We start from the raw sequence: 19,701 nt of genomic DNA, 5'->3' as shown, positions 1-19,701 counted from the left end.
CCCCCTCGTCGTCCGGCCCGCAGCTCACCGGACGGTGCCGGGTGCCAGGTGGCGCCGGACGAAGTCGATTTCCAGGCGGAGCTGCTTGATCCGCTCGTCGACGACCAGCGAACCGTGCCCGGCATCGTAGCGGTACACCTCATGGACCTTGCCCAGCTCCTCCAGCCGCCGGACGTAGTTGTCGACCTGCCGGATCGGGCAGCGCGGGTCGTTGACGCCCGCGCTGATGTACACCGGCACCTTGACCCGCTCGACGTACGTCAGCGGCGAGGAGGCGTGCCAGCGCTCGGGGACCTCCTCGGGCGTGCCGCCGAAGAGGGTGCGGTCCAGGGACTTCAGCGCCTCCATCTCGTCGGCGTACGCGGTCAGGTAGTCGGCGACCGGGACGGCGGCCAGGCCGAGCGTCCAGTGGTCGGGCTGGGTGCCGAGGCCGAGCAGGGTCAGGTAGCCGCCCCAGGAGCCGCCGGAGAGCACCAGCCGGTCCGGGTCGGCCAGGCCGGAGGCGACCGCCCAGTCGCGGACCGCGCCGATGTCCTCCAGCTCGATCAGGCCGACGCGTTCGGTGAGGGCGTCGGTCCAGGCCTGCCCGTAGCCGGTGGAGCCGCGGTAGTTGACCCGGACGACGGCGAAGCCGTGGTCGAGCCAGGCGGCGGGCCCGGCCGCGAAGGAGTCGCTGTCGTGGTGGGTCGGGCCGCCGTGCACCTCGAACACCGTCGGGTACGGACCCTCGCCGGACGGGCGCTGCACCAGCGCGTGCACCCGGCCGCCGGGCCCGTCCACCCAGACGTCCTCCACCGGCACCGAGCCGGGCGGGACGGGACCGGGGGCGCGCAGCACCACCGTGCCGGAGGTCGAACGCACCACGGACGGCTCGGCCGCCGAGGACCACAGGAACTCCACCGTGCCGTCGGGGCGGGCGGTGGCCCCGGCGACGGTGCCGCGCGGGGTGTCCAGCCTGGTCAGCTCGCCGGACTCCAGGTCGTACGAGAACAGCTCGGAGCGGGCCTCGTACTCGTGCTCGATCAGCAGCGAGCGGGCGTCCGGTCGCCACTGTGCGGACAGGTCGCCGGGGAACGGGCGGCCCTGCTCGTCGCGCAGGGCGAGTTCGGTCTCGGTGCCCGCCGCGACGTCCCACAGCATCGGCTCCCAGCGGCCGCTGCGCTGGTGGGCGACCAGCAGCCGGGTGTCGCCGTCGGCGGGCGCGAAGCCCAGGCAGGCGACGCCGCGCGGCTCGGCGCGGCCGGTGACCTCGTCGAGCTCGGCGACGGTGGCGCCGTCGGCCAGCCGCAGCACCCGGATCGCCGAGTGCATGGCGTCACCGTGCTCGGTGTGGTCGACGGCCAGCAGGGTGCTGTCGTGCGAGAGGTCGCCGACGCCGCCGTACTCGGCGTGCCGGTAGACCACCTCGGGCTCGGTGGCGCCCGGGCGGCGCAGGTAGAGGGTGGTGCCCTCGTCGTCGGTGGAGGTGCCGACCACCACGGTGCCGTCGCGGCCGAGCGCCAGGCCCGCCGAGTACGCGGCGGGCACGCCCGGGACGGCCTCCTCGTCGGGGCCGCCGGAGAAGGGCTGGCGGCGCCAGACGCCGAACTCGTCGCCGTCGGTGTCGTCGAACCACCAGATCCACTGCCCGTCGGGGGCGAGTTCGGCGTCGGTGGTGCCGTTCGGGCGGTCGGTGACCCGGCGGTGCTCGCCGGTGGAGCGGTCCCACGCGTAGACCTCGTAGGTGCCGGTCGCGTTGGACACGTACAGCGCCCGGTCGGGTGCCTCGTCCGCCCAGTCGGGCAGGGAGACCCGCGCAGCCCGGAACCGCTGCTCCCACGCCGGAACGACGTTCGTCTGCTCGTTCATGCACTCATCCAACCCGATGCCGGGGGGTGATCGGAACGGTCCGGACGGGAGCGCGGGGCGGGCGCGGGGGCGCGGCTCGGCCGGTGCCAGGTCAGTGCCGGGTCGGCGCCGGGTCAGTGCCGGGTCGGTGCTCGGTTGGTGCGGACACGGAGCTGATGCGGTGCGGCCACTGACGGGCTATCAACGGTACCGTGACAAACACGGACATAATGACCGGAGGAGTGTCGCCGTGACCGTCCCCGCGCCCCCGTTCGACCGGCTCGACCCGCACGAGCTCGCCCAGGCGCTGGGCCTGGTCGAGGAGATCGAGCAGTACCTGGCCGGGCTGCCCGCCCCCGCCCCCGCGCTTCCGCCCGCTCCGGCGCCCGGCCCGTACGGCAGCGTCCGGCAGCCCTGGAACCACGGCGAGCCGCTGCCCCGCCGCTCGCCGCTGGACCGGCTGACCCGCCGGCCCGCCCGTCCGGTGGAGGTCACCGTCGCCGGGCACCTGCGGCTGACCTCCCGCTACCTCGCCGAGGCCGGCTGGACGCAGGGCGCGCTCTGGGACGCCCGCGGCCGGGTCTGCCTGCTCGGCGCGCAGACCGCCGTCCTGGCGCACGGCTACGGCACCGCGTACACGGTGCGCCGGGCCCGCGCCCAGGTCATGGAGGTGCTGCACGCCACCGGTCGCCCGGTGCCCTCCCCCGACGTGTGGAACGACCGCCCCGGCCGCCGCCAGGCCGAGGTGCACGCCCTGCTGGAACGGGCCCGGGCCCGGGCCCACTTCCTGGGCATCTGAGGGCCTCGGGGCCGGATGCTCTCGGGGCCGGATGCTCTCGGGACCGGACGATCTTGAGGCCGGACGGTCCCGGGGTCGGACGGTCCCGGGGTCGGACGGTCCCGGGGTCGGACGGTCCCGGCGGCAGACAGCCCCGGGGTCGGACGGTTGCGGAACCCGATCGTCTCGGACGGCGACGGTCTCAGGTGCGGACCGTCCCGGAAGCCGACGGCACTCGGGCCGAGGTGGCCCCGGTGAGCGTCGCCAGCCGTTCGGCGGTCACCGAGCCCGGCTCGACGGTGTACACCACCAGCAGCAGCCCCGGCTCGCCGGGCGGGGCGAGCGTCTCGTACCCGAAGTCCAGCTCCCCCACCCGCGGGTGCAGCAGCAGCTTGCGCCCGGACGCCTTCTCCCGGACGCCGTGCCGGGCCCACAGCTCGGCGAACAGCGGGTTCCCGGCGGTCAGGTCGGCCACCAGCGCGGCCAGTTCGGGGTCGTCCGGGTGGCGGGCCGCGTCCAGCCGCAGGTGGGCGACCGTCTCGGCGGCGACCCGCTCGAAGTCCGGGTAGAGCCGACGGCCGCTCTCGGTGAGGAAGGCGTGCCGGGCCGTGTTCCGTTCGCCGGGCGGCAGCGCGGAGAAGCCGATCACCGCGTCCGCCGGGGCGTTCCAGGCCAGCACGTCCATGCACCGGCCCAGCACGAACGCCGGGGTCGCCAGCGCGTCCAGCACCAGTCGCAGCCCCGGCCGGACCTGCCGCGGGGCCCGCCGGTGCGTGCCGCGCGGCGGGCGGGCCAGGTCGTGCAGGTGGCCGCGCTCGGTGCCGTCTAGCCGCAGCACCCGGGCCACCGCGTCCAGCACCTCCGCGGAGACGCCGTCGCCCCGTCCCTGCTCCAGCCGCACGTAGTAGTCGACGCTCACCCCCGCCAGTTGCGCGACCTCCTCCCGCCGCAGCCCCGGCACCCGGCGGCGGCGCCCCAGCTCGGGCAGGCCCACGTCCGACGGCTGGATCCGGGCCCGGCGCTGCCGCAGGAACTCCCCCAGTTCGCTCATGCCCCCGACGATACGTCGGCCGCCGCGAAGGTGGTTCTCCCGGACCCAGGAAAACCACGGCACTGGGTACGACCGCCGCAGCCGAACAGACTCTTCCCTGTCAGCAGGAACAGAGCCCCGCAACGTACGAGGAGAGCGATTCCCATGGGTTACCCCACCCTGAACGGCCGCACCGCAGTCGTCACCGGCGCCGCCAGCGGCATGGGCGAGGCGATCGCCCGGCAGCTGGTCGCCGACGGCGCCCGGGTCGCGCTGCTGGCCCGCCGGACCGACCGGCTCGCCGCGCTGGCCGCCGAACTCGGCCCGAACGCGCTCGCGGTGACCGCCGACGTCACCGACCAGGACTCCGTCGACGCCGCGCAGAAGCTCGTCCACGAGGCCTTCGGCCGGGTCGACCTGCTGGTCAACTCGGCCGGCGTGATGCTGCCGAACCCGGTCGACGACGGCCGGATCGACGAGTGGTCCCGCATGATCGACACCAACGTGACCGGCGTGCTGCGGATGATCCGCGCCTTCGGTCCCGACCTGGTCGCCGCCGCCGCGGACGGCGCGACCGCCGACCTGGTCGACGTCTCCTCGATCGGCGCGCACGTGGTCTTCCCCAACTACGCGGTGTACGGCGCCACCAAAGCCGCGCTGACCCAGCTCTCGGCCGCGCTGCGCAGCGAGTACGGCCCGCGCGACGTCCGGGTCACCAACATCGAGCCCGGCCTGACCGACACCGAACTCGGCACCCACATCGACAACCCGGCCCTCGGCCACGACGGCCAGCTCGGCGCGATGTTCGACGCGATCGGCTCGCTCGCCGCCGCGGACGTCGCCGACCTGGTCGCCTACGTGACCAGCCGCCCCCGGCACGTCAACCTGCGCCAGCTGGTGGTGCTGCCGACCCGCCAGGCCTGAACGGGCCCGGCGAGGACGTGGCGGGGCGCCAGGACGCGGCGGAGCGACGAGGACCGGCGGCGCCCGGTGAGAGCCGGTGGGCGGAGGGGTGCGGCGCCTGACGGAGGCGTAGCACTCGGCGAGAACGCGGCCAGCCGCCGGGGCCCGCTGTCCGGCCAGGGTGTGGCGGGGCGTCAGGGCATTCGGGGCGTCAGGGCACGGTGCTCGGCGAGGACGCGGCGACGCATCGAGGCACCGGGCCCGGCCCCGGGCCTGGACCCGGCCCCGGGCGCGGGTGGCGGGGCGTCAGGGGGTGGTGGTCGGCGCGGGGGTGGGGAGCGGGGCCGGGTCGGGTTCCGGGCCGGTCCAGTAGACGGTGCCGCCGCACCCCAGTGGCAGGGTGGTGCCGAGGGGCGCGGCGGCGACGGCCCGGTCCGGCGTGTAGTCGAGCGCGAAGACCGCCGCCGACTGGCCGCCGCCCGACTGGCCGCCGCCCGCCAGGCCGGCGGACGGGTCGGCGGTCGGCGTCGGGTCGGCCGCGACGGCGGCCAGTGTCGGCCCCGGGGCGGGCGCGGTGTCGGCCGCGGCGGCCGCCGCGGCCCCGCTGGACGCCGGAGGGGGTGGCGTTCCGCCCGGGCCGGTCGGCGAGTCGGAGGCCCCGGCGCAGCGTGCGGGCACCCAGGCGAACCGCACCAGGTACGAACCGCCCGGGCCGAGTTGGACCTCGGCGGGCAGCCCCGCCGGGTCGGGCAGCGAACCGGCCGGGTCTCCGGCGACGTGCGCGAGCAGGTGGACGCCGTCCGCGCCCGCGCCCAGGGCGAGCGCGCCGGGGCCGGGGAGGCGGCAGGCGTGCGCGCCGGTGTTGGTCAGCCGGAACCAGCCGTACAGCTGGCCGGTCGCCGGGTCGGCGGCCGCCTGCTGGACGTCCGGGCGGCCGAGGTCGGTGCGGGTGCACAGCGGCGCGGCCGCGGGCGAGGCGCCCTGGCTGCCGTTCGCGGACGGGCTGGCGGACGTCCCGGGGCTCGGGTCGGCGGTGCCGGCGGGCGGCACCGCGGCGGTGGTGCGCGGGTGGCCCGGGTGGCTGCCGGGCGTCCTCGTCGGGCTGCTCCCCGCCCCGGGCGCGGCCTGCCCGCCGGTCGGGTCCCCGGACAGGTCGAACGGCCGGGCGACGTTCACCACCGGCAGCACCGCGGCCGCCGCCGCCAGCACCACGGCCCCGCCCAGCGCCCGCCTGCGGACGGCCCGGCGGCGCGGCACGGCGGCCCGCAGCCGGGGCAGCGCGGCGGGATCGGGCTCGACGGCGGCGACGGCGCGGTGCAACCGGGCCCGCAGCACGTCCTCGGTCAGGGCGCTCCCGGCCTCGCCGTTCGGTCCGCCGCTGCTCGGTCCGCCGCCGTTCGGTCCGTCGGTCGATCCGTCACCGGGACGGGGAGGTCGGCCCTCAGTCATCGCCGCGCTCCATCCGCGCCCGCAGGGCGGCGATCCCGCGCGACCCGTACGCCTTCACCGAGCCGACGGAAATGCCGAGCACCTCGGCGACCTGTGCCTCCGTCAGGTCGGCGTAGTAGCGCAGCACCAGCACCTCCCGCTGACGGCGTTGCAACCCCCGTAGCGCGGCCTTGAGTTCGTCGCGCTCCAGCGCATCGTAAGCCCCCTCTTCTGCACTGGCCATGTCAGGCATGGGCTTGGGCAGCAGACGGAGGCCCAGCAGGCGGCGGCGCAGCGTGGAACGGGACAGGTTGACCACGGTCTGCCGCAGGTAGGCGAGGGTCTTCTCGGGGTCGCGGACGCGGCGCCGGGCGGCGTGCACCCGGATGAACGCTTCCTGCACGACGTCCTCGCAGGAGGACAGGTCGTCCAGCAGCAGCGCGGCGAGCCGCAACAGGGAACGGTAGTGGGCCCGGTAGGCATCGGTGAGCTGGTCGACGCTGGCCCCGGGCGCGTCCGCTGCCGCCGCAGCAAAGCCCATCCGACTACCGGCCCGCCGGGCCGCCCCGGGCAGGGCGAGCGCCACCGCCCCCGTCACGTTCGTCACGATGGTTGGACACACGATCCCCTGTCCTGGTTGCCCCGGCCGGGGGCGTTCTTGCGAGAAGGGAGAATCCCCCTCCCGAGCGCACTGGCTCCGAAGGGGGATTCTGGCAGACCCGGCGGACGGACCGGGTCCGCTTCACCCGTCCCGCACACAACCGTTGCGGTGTGGGTATCCGGGGCGGACCCGGGGCCGTTCAGCGGCCGGTGCCGCCGTAGACGACCGCTTCGTCGGTGTCGCTGTCCAGGCCGAACGCGGTGTGCACGGCGCGGACCGCCTCCGGCACGTCCTCCGCGCGGGTGACCACCGAGATGCGGATCTCCGAGGTGGAGATCAGCTCGATGTTCACGCCCGCCTCGGAGAGCGCCTCGAAGAAGGTCGCGGTGACGCCCGGGTTCGAGCGCATGCCCGCGCCGACCAGCGAGATCTTGCCGATCGCGTCGTCGAAGCGCAGCGACTCGAAGCCGATGCCCTCCTTGACGCGGTTCAGCGCGTCCAGCGCCTTCTGACCCTCGTTGGTGGGGAGGGTGAAGGAGATGTCGGTCAGACCGGTGGCCGCGGCCGACACGTTCTGCACGACCATGTCGATGTTGACCTCGGCGTCCGCGATCGCGCGGAAGATCCGGGCCGCCTCGCCCGGCTTGTCGGGCACGCCGACGACGGTGACCTTGGCCTCCGACGTGTCGTGGGCGACTCCGGAGATGATGGCCTGCTCCATCTCGCCCCCTTCGGGCTTCTTGTTCGGGTTGGTGCCGCTGACGATCGTCCCCGGGAGACCGGAGAACGACGATCGTACGTGAATCGGGATGTTGTAGCGCCGCGCGTACTCCACACAGCGGTCGAGCAGCACCTTCGAGCCGGACGAGGCCAGTTCCAGCATGTCCTCGAAGGCGATCCAGTCGATCTTGCGGGCCTTCTTGACCACCCGCGGGTCGGCGGTGAACACGCCGTCCACGTCGGTGTAGATCTCGCACACCTCGGCGCCCAGCGCGGCCGCCAGCGCCACCGCGGTGGTGTCCGAGCCGCCGCGGCCCAGCGTGGTGATGTCCTTGGAGACCTGCGACACGCCCTGGAAGCCGGCCACGATCGCGATGTTGCCCTCGTCCAGGGCGGCCCGGATCCGGCCCGGCGTCACGTCGATGATGCGCGCCTTGTTGTGGGTCGAGTCGGTGATCACACCGGCCTGGCTGCCGGTGAACGACTGGGCGTCGAAGCCCAGCGTCCGGATCGCCATGGCCAGCAGTGCCATCGAGATGCGCTCTCCGGCGGTCAGCAGCATGTCGAACTCGCGACCGGACGGAATAGGGGTCACCTGTTCCGCCAGCTCGATGAGTTCGTCCGTGGTGTCACCCATCGCGGAGACCACGACGACGACCTCGTGGCCGGCCTTCCTGGTGTCCACGATGCGGCGGGCGACGCGCTTGATGCCTTCGGCATCCGCGACGGATGAGCCGCCGTACTTCTGCACGACAAGGCCCACGGGGGCTCCTCGACTCGGGGTGGTAGGTCGCGGCCAGTCTAACGAGCAGGGGGTCTCCGGCTGACGCCTTTCACATGGTGAGATACGAATATCGGACTCTGGTCACCGCCGACCGGCAGGTCTGCGGGCCCCGGCCGTCCGCCCCGAAGAATCGCCGCCCCGGCGCCGCCCGGCTCCCGGAATCTTCGCCTCCGGGGCCCCGATGACGGTTGCGTCACACCGGGGCGCAGCCCGGGCGCGATCCGCCCGCGGCCCGCCCGCGGACGCACCCGTGCGCCCCTCGGCGCAGGTTTCAGCCTCCGAGCTCCGGAGCCCGGGCTTCGGAGCCGACGCTTCGGAGTCCGAGCTTCGAAGCCCGAGCCTCAGAGCCCGAGCTCGGCCGCCATCAGGTCGCCCGCCTGCTGCTCCAACTGCTCGTCGGTCAGCCCGTCGTCGTCGGTGTCCGCCCCGTCCGGCACCGCGCCCAGCGGCGAGTCCAGCCGCACGTGCGCGATCAGCGACTGCAGGGCGCGCAGCACCGCCGTGCAGGTCGAGCCCCAGTTGGACAGGTACGAGAACTGCCACCACCACAGCGCCTCCGAGACCCGGCCCTCGCGGTAGTGCGTCAGCCCGTGGTTCAGCTCGCTGACCACGCCCGCCAGGTCGTCGGAGATCCGGAACGCGCTCGGCTTCTCCGGCGGGCCGTACGGGTCGAACACCTCGTGGTAGACGTCGATCGGCGCCAGCAGCACGGCGAGCCGCTCGCGCAGCTCCACCCCGTCCGGCTCCGGCCCGGCGTCCGGCTCGAAGCGGTCCTCCGGCAGGACGTCCTCGATCGCGCCCAGTCGGCCGCCCGTCAGCAGCAGCTGCGAGACCTCCAGCAGCAGCAGCGAGATCGCGCTGCCCGGCTCGTCACCCTTGGCGACCTCGGTGACGGCCAGCACGAAGCTCTCCACCGAGTCGGCGATCTGCACCGCGAAGTCGTCCGGGGCCCCGGCCCGGCCCAGTGGGCCGCCCGGCAGTTCAGTGGTGTCGGTTCGGTCAGACATCGAGCAGTCGTCTCCCTTCGAACGCCCGGCCGAGGGTGACCTCGTCGGCGTACTCCAAGTCCCCGCCGACGGGCAGTCCGCTCGCCAGCCGGGTGACCTTGAGGCCCATCGGCTTGCACAGCCGGGCCAGGTAGGTCGCGGTCGCCTCCCCCTCCAGGTTGGGGTCGGTGGCCAGGATCAGCTCGGTGACCGTGCCGTCCGCGAGCCTGGTCATCAGCTCGCGGATCCGCAGGTCGTCCGGGCCGACCCCCTCGATCGGGCTGATCGCCCCGCCCAGCACGTGGTACCGGCCGCGGAACTCGCGCGTCCGCTCGATCGCCACCACGTCCTTGGGCTCCTCCACCACGCAGATCACCGCGAGGTCCCGCCGCGGGTCCAGACAGACCCGGCACTGCTCGGACTCCGCGACGTTGCCGCAGACCGTGCAGAACCGGACCTTCTCCTTCACCTGCTGCAGCGCGTGCGCCAGGCGGCGCACGTCCACCGGATCGGCCTGCAGGATGTGGAAGGCGATCCGCTGGGCGCTCTTCGGACCGACCCCGGGCAGCCTGCCCAGTTCGTCGATCAAGTCCTGCACCACGCCCTCGTACACCTGCCACGCCTTCCTTCGACCGGAGCCTGCTCCGGTGCCATCATCCAACGAATCGGGCGTCGGACACACCGCCCGACGCCCTACTGGCCCATAAATCACACAACCCGTTACCCGGGGTTCCCGAAGCGCACGCGGCGTGCACGCCGAGCGGCCCGGCGGGGCGGCCACGCGCCCCTGCCGGTGGGCCGACCCGGCCGGTGGGCTGACCCGGCCAACGGGTTGGCCCGGCCGACGGGCCGGGGCTCAGGTCAGAACGGGAGGCCGGGGATGCCGCTGCCGCCGCCCAGGCCCTGGGTCAGCGGGCCCATCCGCTCGGCCTGCAGCTTCTGCGCCGCCGCGTTGGCGTCCCGCACCGCGGCCAGCACCAGGTCCGCCAGGGTCTCGGTGTCCTCCGGGTCGACCGCCGCCGGGGCGATGGTCAGCGCGACCAGCTCGCCCGAGCCCGTCACCGTCGCCTCCACCAGGCCGCCGCCCGCGGAACCGGACACCTTCGCCTCGGCCAACTCCTGCTGGGCCCGGCCCAGCTCCTCCTGCATCTTCTGCGCCTGCTTCAAGAGCTGCTGCATGTTCGGCTGGCCACCAGGGAACACGGAACCTCCTCGGTCCGTCGACGGTCCGTCGACACTGCACGACACGACACTCCGCGGCACCGGCGCGCCCGGCCGAGACCGCCCGCACCCGCACCCACGCCCCCGAGCCTACGCGGACGCCCGTCAGCCCCACGTCAGCTACCGCCCGCCCCGGCGGACCGGGGCGGGGGCCAGCACCGGGGACCGGGCTCCGGAACTCAGCTCGGGCGGTGGTGGATCTCCTCCAGCACCGTCGCGCCCAGCTCCCGGACGATCAGCTCCTGGGCGGAGAAGACGTCCTCGACCAAGTCCGGGTCGTCCTCCTCCGGGACGTCGTCCTCCGGCGCCACCTGCGCCTGGGGCTGCGGTTGCGGGTGTGCCTGCGGCGGCTGCGGGGACTGCTGTTGCACCGGCGCGGGGGCGGGCACCGGGGCGGGCGCCTGCGCGACGGGGGCGGGCGCGGGGGCCTGCTGGACGGACGAGGCGATCTGCTGGACGGGCGGCTGCGGCGGCTGCACGGGGCGGGGCGCCGGCGGGGCGCCCCAGCCGCCGGCGGCGGGGGCCGGGGCGGACGGCGCCGCGCTCTGCGCCGACGGCGGGTTCGTCGCGCCCGACGGGTCGACGATGCACTCCACCCGCCAGTCCACGCCCAGCGCGTCCGCGAGCGCCTGCCGGAGCACCTCGTCGCTGTGGCTGCCGACGAAGCTGTCCCGGGCGCCCGCGTTCACGAACGACACCTGCAGCGTGCTGCCGTCGAACCCGGCCACCTGGCCGTTCTGGCTCAGCAGGATCCAGGTGAACCGGCGGCGGTTCTTCACCGCCTCCAGGATCTGCGGCCACATCTGCCGGATCTGCGCCGCACCCTGCTGCGCCGCCGCCGAGGGCTGCCCGCCGGTCGGCGCCGCCGACGCCGGAACGGGCGCGGGCGTCGGCGCGGGCGCCGGGGGCTGCACGGGCGCCGGGGCCCCCCGCACGGGGGCGGGCGCGGGTGCGGGGGTAGCGGCCGACTGCTCGCCGGGCGCGAAGCTGCGCGGGATCGGCCAGGCACCCGGAGCGGGACCCGCCGGGGCGGGCGCGGGGGCCTGCTGCGCGGGGGCCTGCTGCGCGGGCGCCTGCTGGACGGGAGCCTGCTGGACGGCGGGCGGCGCGGGGGCCTGCGGCGGCTGCTCGGCGTAGGAGGGTTGCGCCGCGGGGGCCTGCTGAGCGGGCGCGGCGGACTGGAACGCCACCGGGGCGGCGAAACCGCCCGTCGCCGCCCGTCGCTCCAGCTTGTCCAGCCGGGCCTGCACCGACAGCTCGTCCCCGTACGCGCCGGGCAGCATCACCCGGGCGCAGATCAGCTCCAGCTGCAGCCGGGGGGCGGCGTTGCCGCGCATCTCGGTCAGGCCGGTGTTCACCAGGTCCGCGGCGCGGCTCAGCTCGGCCGGGCCGAAGCGGTCGGCCTGCGCCTGCATCACCGCGATCCGGTCGGCCGGGGCGTCGATCAGGCTCTTCTCCCCCGCGTCCGGCACGGTGGCCAGGATCACCAGGTCGCGCAGCCGCTCCAGCAGGTCCGTCACGAACCGCCGCGGGTCGTGCCCGCCCTCGACCACCCGGTCGACCACCTGGAACACCGTCGCGCCGTCCTGCGCGGCGAAGGCGTCCACCACCTCGTCCAGCAGCGCCGCGTCGGTGTACCCCAGCAGCGCCGTCGCCATCTGGTACGTCACGCCGGCCTCGCCCGCGCCCGCCAGCAGCTGGTCCATCACCGACATCGAGTCGCGCACCGAACCGGCACCGGCCCGCACCACCAGCGGGAACACCGCGTCCTCGACCTGGATGCCCTCCCGGTCGCAGACCTGCGCCAGGTAGTCGCGCAGCGTGCCGGGCGGCACCAGCCGGAACGGGTAGTGGTGCGTGCGGGACCGGATCGTCCCGATCACCTTCTCCGGCTCGGTGGTCGCGAAGATGAACTTCAGGTGCTCCGGCGGTTCCTCCACCACCTTCAGCAGCGCGTTGAAACCGGCCGAGGTCACCATGTGGGCCTCGTCCAGGATGAAGATCTTGTACCGGCTGTGCACCGGCGCGAAGAACGCCCGCTCGCGAAGCTCGCGCGCGTCGTCCACACCACCGTGCGACGCGGCGTCGATCTCGATCACGTCGATCGACCCCGGCCCGCCCGTCGCCAGGTCGCGGCAGGACTGGCACTCCCCGCACGGATCGGGCGTCGGCCCCCGCTCGCAGTTCAGGCAGCGGGCCAGGATGCGGGCGCTCGTCGTCTTCCCGCACCCGCGCGGCCCGCTGAACAGGTACGCGTGATTGACCCGGTTGTTACGCAGGGCCTGCTGGAGCGGGGTGGTCACGTGCTCCTGCCCGATGACCTCCGCGAAGGTCTCGGGGCGGTAGCGGCGGTACAGGGCTAGGGACACACCCCCGAAGATATCGGGCCCAACCGACAAACGCGGCCGCCCACCCGCCAGCGCCCCCACACAGCGCCCCCACAAACGCAAGGACCCCTCGCGCACCCGCCAGAGCTCTCCTACCCTTGCTGCCTTCCGGCCCTGGGGGGGTTCAGCGAGATGGCGCCACACGAGGGGCTGCCCCCAAGAGTAGCGGATCCCGGCCCCCACTCTCCCCACCCACCCCCAACTCCGATCCGCAGGCCACCCCAGCCACCCACCTGCGAGAGCGTGGTCGCAACCACCCCTCGACATGTACTAAGCTCTCCCACGGAGGATTCGCCTAGAGGCCTAGGGCGCACGCTTGGAAAGCGTGTTGGGGGCAACCCCTCACGAGTTCGAATCTCGTATCCTCCGCCATGGCTGACCAGCCATAACGAAGGCCCCGACCGCTGAGCGGTCGGGGCCTTCGTCGTGTCGTGGTCTCAGTTCTGGTCTCAGTTCGAGCTTCGGGCCCCAGCACCCGCGCCTGGCCGCCAAAACCCCGGCATGACGCGCAGGTGGCTTGGCACAATGTTCTGCGGGCCGACGGCGTGTCGGCCGGCTCAGCCGAAGGGGGAACCGTCGTGGAGGAGCTGGGCGACGGCGAGCGGATCCTGGCTCAAACCGCAGCGCTCTTCTCCGCGCGCGGCGACCTCGGCATGGTCGCTCTGCTCCGCGCAGTGCGCCAGCTCGACTTCAGACAGACCGATGACGGCTACGTCACGGAGTCCAACTGGCACGACTACTTCTGGGCCGCTGTGTTCTACGTCGAGGAAATCGACCGCCCGACGTTCTCTGACGAGGTCCTGGCTCATGTCCTGCCTGTGCTCGTCGAGGTCTGCAAGCAGAACAACCGTAGTGCGGTCAACCAGATCGAGGTCCGCCCCCTGTTGCCAGAGCCGACTGCAGACTGGCGCCAGTCACTCGCCACCGCAACAGTTCCTCCCCCGAGCGCTCGCACTAACCAGATCACCGAGGTCACTCGACGACGTATCTTCGACGCACTACGACTTCAGGATCTGCATTGGGCCGGTGCTCTCGGCGACGTTGACTTCCTCCAGCGGATCTACGACTTGGATCAACTACCCAGCGGAGACCCACGGTTCAAGTCCGCCGAAGGCGACATTGTTCAGCACCGGTTCAACAATGATGACTGGCACGACGACTGGGTCTTCACAGACCCACGCTTCGAGCTGACCCAAGGCCCTGACGACGTCTTCCTCCGCTTCCTCTCGGAGACGGTCCACCCAGTCGTCCGTCCCGACGAGGAGGAGGTCGAGCGCCTTCTCCAACTCTTCAACGAGGCCCTGGGCCGTGACAGCTTCACCATCGTCGCCGTCGACAACATCAGCGGCTACCCCGTCTACGGCGGCCGTCGTATTCCAGTCTCGATCCCGATCTCCGTTGCCGATCGTGGCGCTGTTTCGAATCCAGGAACCGCCGAGACTGCCGACTCAAACTCAACAGGCTACGAGGCGGTCCGCCGCCGCGCGCGAGGGAACCGCAGAGACTACGCAGTCGATGCGAAGCGATGGAACCGCGGTGGGCAGGCTGAGATCTTCCTAGCAACCCACAAGACATCGGGCACCAGAGTCGTCTATAAGCGGCGCACCTCCCAGCTGGATGACCCAGCCGCCCGAATGCGCCGCGAGATCGAAGTCTCGCAACTCCTTGAGGGTCACGCTCACCTCATGCCGATCCTCGACGCGAACGCGGACGACGGATGGCTCATCATGCCGATTGCCCAGGCCACAGCAGCCGAACGCCAGGGCGACCTGCAAAACCCGAAGAACCTCCTCGAGCTCATCAACGCCCTAATTGACGTCCTCTCTGCCGCGCACCGTCACGGGTGGTTGCACCGCGACATCACACCGCACAACATCCTCCTGCTCGATGGCCGGTGGACTCTCGCCGACTGGGGACTCGTCCGGCGCCCGAACGGGCAGACCACTAAGGTCGACCGCACCCGTTTCTCCCTCGGCACTGAGGGCTTCGCCGCCCCAGAACTGTCCGCCACACCTCATGCCGCCACTGCAGCGTGCGATATCTACAGCATCGGACGGGTGATCGCCTGGGCTCTGACCGGAGAGAAACCTCAGGCTAACCGCCAGCTCTTCCCTGCACCGGGCCCCTGGCGCACCATCGTGCGGCGCACGACCGAACTCGATCCGCAACTTCGCCCACAGAACGTCCAGGACCTACTACGCCTGATCGACACCGAACTCGCGGGCCCCCCAGCCACCCTGGAGGACAGAGCCCGTACGCTCGGGCTCCAAGCCCAGCAGGGCAACCGGGATGCCATTGAGTCGCTCACCGGCCTCGCCATCGAACACCCCAACCACTACGACCTTCACCTCCAATTCCTTACCGACCTGCGCCCTGAAGCCGTGGCCGCACACCTTTCTGCGAACCCTGCACGAGCAACCGTCGTGCTCGGCTCGTTTACGCGACTGGTCGACGGAGATGGAAGCCGCCGCGTCCAGTTTGGCGAAGCCGCCCGCGCGGTGATGTGGCTCCGCCGTATCGCCGCAGCAGCTGCCGATCAAGAAGCATGGGACCTCCTCGACGAAGCCGTGCGCTGCATGCTCACCTGGGACGGCGCATGGGACCAGTGGCGCGCCCAGGACCAAGTCACTCCATGGTTGCGCAGCCTCTCCGGCAATGCGGCCAATGTCGTCGCTGCTGCTCTGCACGATCACCCCAGCGCAGCAGGACACTTCGGCCAACTCGCCCAGGATGGCAATGTCGACAGTGGCATTCGTCATCAGATTCAGGCTGCCGTCAACCGCAGCCGATTCTGAACCGAGCGATTCCCTGACGCGGCCAGCACGGTCAACGAGCATGCGGAGGACTCCAGCTGCGATACAGCTGGAGTCCTCCGCTCAGTTCGAACTTTCTACTCAGGGAGCGTCTTCGCTGGACTCCTGTGAGGCAAGCCCAGCCTCACCCCATAGGGCCTCACCGATCTTCCTGCCGACGTCGTTTAGCATCGGCTCGGTGACGTGCTGGTAGCGCTTGGCCATCGAGGCCGAGGACCAACCCATGATCGCCATGACGATCCGCTCGGGGACGCCGAGCAGGAGGAGCACCGTCGAGGCGGTGTGGCGAGCGTCGTGGAGGCGGCCGTCGCGGATGTCGGCCTCGCGCAGCAGGCGCTTCCAGTGGTGGTAGTCGGTGCTGGGGTTGAGGGGCTGTCCGGTCTCGTCGGTGAAGACGTAGCCCTTCTCCACCCAGAGGTCGCGGGCGAGGGCGCGCTCGCGGTCCTGCTCCTCCTGGTGGTGGCGGAGGACGACGGCGAGCGGTTCGGGTAGCGGGACCGGGCGGCGGCCGGCGCGGGACTTGGTGTCCTTGGTCTCGCGGCGGACGGCCACCTTCTGCGGGCAGAAGCCGGGCTTGCGCCCGCAGCGGTCGCCGCAGCCGTGCGCGTACTTGGGTCGGAGGCGGCCTCGTCGGACCCAGGCGATGCCGCGGTCGAAGTCGACGTCCTTCCACTGGAGTCCGAGCACTTCGCCTTGGCGCAGGCCGAGGGCGAGGGCGAAGATCCAGCGGGCGGAGTTCCGCCGCTGGCGGGCCGTGTCGAGGATCGCCTGGACCTCTTCGACCTCGTAGGGCTCAATCTCCTCCTCTTCGAGCTTCGGGGCCTTGGCGACGGTGGCGACGTTGCGGGTCAGGTGGCCGCGCCGGACGGCTTCGGCGAGGGCAACGCGGACGGTGCGGTGGGCCTGGTGGGCGGTACCGGCTGCGCTGCCGTTGGCCTGCATCCGCTTGTAGAAGCGCTCCAGGTGCTCGGGTTCGAGCTTCTCCAGGCGGTGCGCGCCGACGCCGGGCACGAGGTGGACGCGGACGGCGACCTCGTAGCCGTCGTAGGTGTTCTCGCTGACGGTGCCGGGGACGATCTCCTTGATCCAGTGGGTCAGCCACTTGCCGACGGTCCACTTCTGGCCGGCCTTGGGCACGGTGCCGTCGTCGCGGAGCTTTTCCAGCTTCCGGACCTTGGTGGTGACCTCGGCGCGGGTCTTGGCGCTGACGTGGCGGCGGTCGGGCGTGCCGTCGTCCTTGACGCCGACGGTGACGCGGCCGTGCCAGCGGCCGTCGTTGCCCTCGTAGATCGAGGAGTCGCCGTTGGGCTTGCGGGTGTTCGCCATCGGTTCCCCTCTCAGGCCGCGAGGGTGACGGGCGAAGCGGCGGCCCGGGTGCGGGCGGCCATGTACTCCTTGAGCGCCTCGGCGGGCACGCGGCGGAGACGGCCGATGGTGACGGACGGGACCTCGCCGGAGGCGACGAGGGCGTACATCGTCGTCCGGCCTACGCCGAGTCGGCGAGCGGCTTCCTCGACCGTGAGCGCGACGAGGGTGGGGTCGGGCGCTTCCGTGGCGCAGGACAGGACGAGGCCGACGAGCTGCTGCTCGGTGAGGTCGAGCGCGCCGGCGAGGCGCGCCAGGGACAGGGGCGTTTCGGGCATGGAGGTTCCTCCCAACGGCGCGGGGCAACGCGCCGTCGTGGCGACTGGTGGGATGGGCGGTGGTCGAGGTTGGGCTTCGCGGCGTCCTTCGGCGTTCGTAGCGCTGGAGGACGGGCGGCGAGGAGGGACGGGGTCGGTGGGCGGGACCGGCACACTACGGCGGTCCCGGCCGGGAACCTAAAACGATCTTGTCCAGGCGGACTCGCCTGGCCTTTTTAGGTTTCCGGCCGCCTCCGGGCGACGATGGGCCCGCGAGGCCGGCGCGTCACGACGGGGTGCTGGCTGCGAGGGCTACTGGTCGGCGCCGGGAGGCTTGCGGAGCGAATCCCAGGGCGAGTTGGGAGCCGGGTACCACTCGGCCTCGGCTCTGGCGGAGCCGACGTCGACACCTTGGGCCGCGAGGCGCTCGGCGATCTCGTCGTACTCGCGCTCGGCCTCTTCCAGCCGGGCCTTGGCTGCCTGCTCCAGGTCGCGGGCGGTTCTCCACTCCTGCTCGGCGGCCTGGACGCGGAAGCCAGCCTCCTGGAGTTCGTAGTCCGGCTCGTCAGGCCCGGCGACGGCTTCGGTCATGAAGTTGCCCACCGGGACGCTGAGCGCCTTGGCCAGGCCGATCACCTCGTCGAAGCGGAGCGGGCGGGTGCCGTTCTCGATCTTGGCGATCTGGGTCTGGTGGAACTTGAAGCCGAGCCGGGTCATGCGCTCGGCCACGTCCTCCTGGGAGAGGCGGGCGGCCTTGCGCAGAACCTTCAGGTTGTGGGCCACCAGGGCCTCGCCCTCCAGGGGCGTGAAGCGATGCACCATGAGGTTGACCATACCAACCTCCCTTCGCTTGAGGTCGACGGCGCGAGCTGACACATAGAACGTAGCAGCATCATCTATCCAACCTACAAGCGATTGAAGTGAGCCTGCACGAAACCTTCACATTCGAGACCGACCAGCATGGATGCTCTGGAGGGTTGAGAAAAATATGCCTGAATCGCTTGACCGGGAGCGTCCCGGCATGCCTATGCTGGCGACGTCAGCATGAAGAACCCAACCGAATGGAGGTTGAACGGGCCGAGGGCGGCCCGAGCACCCCTGCAGAAAACGCGAAGCCCCCGGCGCTACGAACACCGGGGGCTGATCGGAAACCTCGCCACCGCCCATCCCAGGACAGTCGACCTACGGCGGATCGGGTTGCCCCCCGAAGCCGCCGAGTGAGGAATCGCCATGACCGAGGGTACTGCCTCCCACCTCTCTCCCACAGCCCCTTCCGTGCCCGGCTGGCCGCCGGTCGCCAGGCCCGGCGAGCCCAGGGCCCACCAGGACGACCCTCGCGTCGCTCCGTCCACAGGCTGTGGACAGGAGTCCGCCGGGGTGGAGACCGCCACGGCCGCCGCCGTGGACTGGGTCGACGCGATGCCGGACGCCGAGGCCGGCGAGGGCTCGGAGGTGCTCGGGCAGCTAAAGGACCTGGTCGCCAGGTTCGTGATCCTGCCGTCCGAGGAGGCCCTGGACGCGGTGGCGCTGTGGGTGGCGGCGACCCACCTGCAGGGCTCGTGGCAGCACGCCCCGCGCCTGGCGGTGGTCGGCCCGGCGAAGCGGTGCGGCAAGTCGCGGCTGCTGGATGTGCTGACCGAGACCGTCCACCAGCCGGTGCTGACGGTGAACTCGACCCCGGCGGCGGTGTTCCGCTCGATCACCGAGGAGCCGCCGACCCTGCTGGTCGACGAGGCGGACACCATCTTCGGCAGCCCGAAGATGGCCGAGAAGAACGAGGAGATGCGCGGCCTGCTGAACGCCGGGCACCAGCGCGACCGCTACGTACTGCGGGTGGTCGGCAACGACCACACCCCCCGCAAGTTCCACACCTTCGCCATGGCCGCCATCGCCGGGATCGGCGACCTGCCCGACACGATCATGGACCGCTCGATCGTGGTCCGCATGCGCCGCCGCGCCGAAGGCGAGTCCGTCGCGCCGTACCGCACCAAGCGCGACAGCCCCTCCCTCCACGCCGTCCGCGACCGGCTCGCCCGCTGGAGCGCACCGCTCGCCGACCGGGCCCTGAACTGGGAGCCGCGCATGCCGGTCGAGGACCGCGCGGCCGACACCTGGGAGCCCCTGGTGATCGTCGCCGACCTCGCCGGAGGCCCCTGGCCCCGCCTGGCCCGCCAGGCGTGCCGTCGGATGGTCGACGCCGAGGTGCAGACCGAGGAGGACAACCCCGGCGGCGCGCGGATCCTCGCCGACATCCGCCGCGTCTTCCACGCCGCCGGGGAGCCGGAGAGCATCGCCACCGACCAGCTGCTGTTCACCCTCAACGGCGACCCCGAAGCCCCCTGGGCCGAGACTGGCCGGGGCGGGCTGAGCCCGCGCGGCCTGGGCGCGATGCTGCGCGAGTTCGGCATCTCCTCCGGCAACGTCCGCATGCCCGATGGAACCCAGCGCAAGGGCTACCTGCGCAACAAGTTCCTCGACGCCTGGCGCCGCTACTGCCCCACCGTCCACCCCACCCCTGCCACCGTGGCGGGCAGCAGAAGCTGACCGGCCCCGTGGTGCCGTCCCTGCCGTCCCAGCCGTAACAGCGCAGGTCACCACACC

The 19,701-nt window shown here is 72.4% G+C and carries 16 protein-coding genes, 1 tRNA gene and 1 other RNA gene; 5 read left to right on the top strand and 13 right to left on the bottom strand.

Annotation, left to right across the window (positions count from 1 at the left end):
- Positions 1-24: 24 nt before the first annotated feature.
- Positions 25-1,848, bottom strand: coding sequence for a prolyl oligopeptidase family serine peptidase (locus tag ACFY00_RS23325; protein WP_388033439.1), 1,824 nt, complete (start codon positions 1,846-1,848; stop codon positions 25-27).
- A 229-nt stretch (positions 1,849-2,077) separates the two neighbouring features.
- Between ACFY00_RS23325 and ACFY00_RS23320 the strand changes: the two genes are divergently transcribed.
- On the top strand, positions 2,078-2,626 hold the full coding sequence (locus ACFY00_RS23320; RefSeq protein ID WP_388033437.1) for a hypothetical protein: 549 nt from the start codon (positions 2,078-2,080) through the stop codon (positions 2,624-2,626).
- 181 nt (positions 2,627-2,807) lie between these two features.
- Here the strand turns inward: ACFY00_RS23320 and ACFY00_RS23315 are convergent, their stop codons facing one another.
- On the bottom strand, positions 2,808-3,656 hold the full coding sequence (locus tag ACFY00_RS23315; RefSeq protein WP_388033436.1) for a helix-turn-helix transcriptional regulator: 849 nt from the start codon (positions 3,654-3,656) through the stop codon (positions 2,808-2,810).
- Positions 3,657-3,800: 144 nt separating this feature from the next.
- Between ACFY00_RS23315 and ACFY00_RS23310 the strand changes: the two genes are divergently transcribed.
- Positions 3,801-4,559 (top strand): SDR family oxidoreductase, encoded by a 759-nt coding sequence (locus ACFY00_RS23310; RefSeq protein WP_388033434.1) that lies wholly within the window; start codon positions 3,801-3,803, stop codon positions 4,557-4,559.
- 285 nt (positions 4,560-4,844) lie between these two features.
- Here the strand turns inward: ACFY00_RS23310 and ACFY00_RS23305 are convergent, their stop codons facing one another.
- The 8 genes from ACFY00_RS23305 to ffs all read right to left on the bottom strand — a co-directional run bounded on the left by ACFY00_RS23305 (position 4,845) and on the right by ffs (position 12,817).
- Positions 4,845-5,987 carry a hypothetical protein gene (locus ACFY00_RS23305; RefSeq protein ID WP_388033432.1) on the bottom strand — a complete coding sequence of 381 codons (1,143 nt, stop codon included), beginning with the start codon at positions 5,985-5,987 and terminating at the stop codon, positions 4,845-4,847.
- Complete coding sequence (locus ACFY00_RS23300) at positions 5,980-6,507, bottom strand: SigE family RNA polymerase sigma factor (RefSeq protein ID WP_051778552.1); 528 nt, start codon at positions 6,505-6,507, stop codon at positions 5,980-5,982. The genes ACFY00_RS23305 and ACFY00_RS23300 overlap by 8 nt, the downstream gene beginning before the upstream one ends.
- Before the next feature lie 259 nt (positions 6,508-6,766).
- Positions 6,767-8,050 (bottom strand): aspartate kinase, encoded by a 1,284-nt coding sequence (locus ACFY00_RS23295; RefSeq protein ID WP_380234001.1) that lies wholly within the window; start codon positions 8,048-8,050, stop codon positions 6,767-6,769.
- Between the two features lie 362 nt (positions 8,051-8,412).
- Entirely contained in the window at positions 8,413-9,078 is a 666-nt protein-coding gene (locus tag ACFY00_RS23290; protein ID WP_388033430.1) for a DUF5063 domain-containing protein, read from the bottom strand.
- Positions 9,071-9,670: a recombination mediator RecR gene (gene recR / locus ACFY00_RS23285; RefSeq protein WP_388033428.1), complete on the bottom strand. Its 600-nt coding sequence runs from the start codon at positions 9,668-9,670 to the stop codon at positions 9,071-9,073. Before recR ends, ACFY00_RS23290 begins: the two co-directional genes overlap by 8 nt.
- Before the next feature lie 248 nt (positions 9,671-9,918).
- Positions 9,919-10,236, bottom strand: coding sequence for a YbaB/EbfC family nucleoid-associated protein (locus tag ACFY00_RS23280; protein ID WP_033256412.1), 318 nt, complete (start codon positions 10,234-10,236; stop codon positions 9,919-9,921).
- A gap of 221 nt (positions 10,237-10,457) precedes the next feature.
- The gene (locus ACFY00_RS23275) at positions 10,458-12,647 is read right to left on the bottom strand and encodes a DNA polymerase III subunit gamma and tau (RefSeq protein WP_388033427.1); all 2,190 of its coding nucleotides are present in this window, start codon (positions 12,645-12,647) and stop codon (positions 10,458-10,460) included.
- A gap of 79 nt (positions 12,648-12,726) precedes the next feature.
- Positions 12,727-12,817, bottom strand: an RNA gene (gene ffs / locus ACFY00_RS23270) — signal recognition particle sRNA small type.
- A gap of 132 nt (positions 12,818-12,949) precedes the next feature.
- Here ffs and ACFY00_RS23265 point away from each other — a divergent pair.
- Both ACFY00_RS23265 and ACFY00_RS23260 read left to right on the top strand, forming a co-directional pair.
- Positions 12,950-13,037, top strand: a tRNA-Ser gene (locus ACFY00_RS23265).
- A gap of 206 nt (positions 13,038-13,243) precedes the next feature.
- Positions 13,244-15,460: a protein kinase gene (locus tag ACFY00_RS23260; RefSeq protein WP_388033425.1), complete on the top strand. Its 2,217-nt coding sequence runs from the start codon at positions 13,244-13,246 to the stop codon at positions 15,458-15,460.
- A gap of 99 nt (positions 15,461-15,559) precedes the next feature.
- Here ACFY00_RS23260 and ACFY00_RS23255 read toward each other — a convergent pair whose 3' ends face one another.
- The 3 genes from ACFY00_RS23255 to ACFY00_RS23245 form a co-directional block, all read right to left on the bottom strand.
- Positions 15,560-16,804 carry a tyrosine-type recombinase/integrase gene (locus tag ACFY00_RS23255; RefSeq protein ID WP_388033424.1) on the bottom strand — a complete coding sequence of 415 codons (1,245 nt, stop codon included), beginning with the start codon at positions 16,802-16,804 and terminating at the stop codon, positions 15,560-15,562.
- An 11-nt stretch (positions 16,805-16,815) separates the two neighbouring features.
- Positions 16,816-17,121 carry a helix-turn-helix domain-containing protein gene (locus tag ACFY00_RS23250; protein ID WP_099900704.1) on the bottom strand — a complete coding sequence of 102 codons (306 nt, stop codon included), beginning with the start codon at positions 17,119-17,121 and terminating at the stop codon, positions 16,816-16,818.
- Between the two features lie 291 nt (positions 17,122-17,412).
- Positions 17,413-17,922 (bottom strand): helix-turn-helix domain-containing protein, encoded by a 510-nt coding sequence (locus tag ACFY00_RS23245; protein WP_388033422.1) that lies wholly within the window; start codon positions 17,920-17,922, stop codon positions 17,413-17,415.
- Between the two features lie 408 nt (positions 17,923-18,330).
- On the opposite strand from ACFY00_RS23245, the gene ACFY00_RS23240 reads away from it, so the two are divergent.
- A complete protein-coding gene (locus ACFY00_RS23240; RefSeq protein WP_388033421.1) occupies positions 18,331-19,644 on the top strand; it encodes a DUF3631 domain-containing protein in 1,314 nt (437 codons plus the stop codon).
- Positions 19,645-19,701: the final 57 nt, after the last annotated feature.

It is taken from the genome of Kitasatospora sp. NPDC001540 (genome assembly GCF_042894345.1).
In the GTDB taxonomy this organism is placed as follows: domain Bacteria; phylum Actinomycetota; class Actinomycetes; order Streptomycetales; family Streptomycetaceae; genus Kitasatospora; species Kitasatospora phosalacinea_C.
Note: the sequence above shows the minus strand (reverse complement) of the source record. Positions and strands in the feature narration are given on the sequence as shown.

Bases quoted from the DNA above. Each gene is read 5' to 3' on its own strand.
- ACFY00_RS23240 (WP_388033421.1), top strand. From the start codon at position 18,331: ATGACCGAGGGTACTGCCTCCCACCTCTCTCCCACAGCCCCTTCCGTG.
- ACFY00_RS23290 (WP_388033430.1), bottom strand. From the start codon at position 9,078: ATGTCTGACCGAACCGACACCACTGAACTGCCGGGCGGCCCACTGGGC.
- ACFY00_RS23245 (WP_388033422.1), bottom strand. From the start codon at position 17,922: ATGGTGCATCGCTTCACGCCCCTGGAGGGCGAGGCCCTGGTGGCCCAC.
- ACFY00_RS23315 (WP_388033436.1), bottom strand. From the start codon at position 3,656: ATGAGCGAACTGGGGGAGTTCCTGCGGCAGCGCCGGGCCCGGATCCAG.
- ACFY00_RS23280 (WP_033256412.1), bottom strand. From the start codon at position 10,236: ATGCAGCAGCTCTTGAAGCAGGCGCAGAAGATGCAGGAGGAGCTGGGC.
- ACFY00_RS23300 (WP_051778552.1), bottom strand. From the start codon at position 6,507: ATGGGCTTTGCTGCGGCGGCAGCGGACGCGCCCGGGGCCAGCGTCGAC.
- ACFY00_RS23255 (WP_388033424.1), bottom strand. From the start codon at position 16,804: ATGGCGAACACCCGCAAGCCCAACGGCGACTCCTCGATCTACGAGGGC.
- ACFY00_RS23325 (WP_388033439.1), bottom strand. From the start codon at position 1,848: ATGAACGAGCAGACGAACGTCGTTCCGGCGTGGGAGCAGCGGTTCCGG.
- ACFY00_RS23305 (WP_388033432.1), bottom strand. From the start codon at position 5,987: ATGACTGAGGGCCGACCTCCCCGTCCCGGTGACGGATCGACCGACGGA.
- ACFY00_RS23310 (WP_388033434.1), top strand. From the start codon at position 3,801: ATGGGTTACCCCACCCTGAACGGCCGCACCGCAGTCGTCACCGGCGCC.
- ACFY00_RS23250 (WP_099900704.1), bottom strand. From the start codon at position 17,121: ATGCCCGAAACGCCCCTGTCCCTGGCGCGCCTCGCCGGCGCGCTCGAC.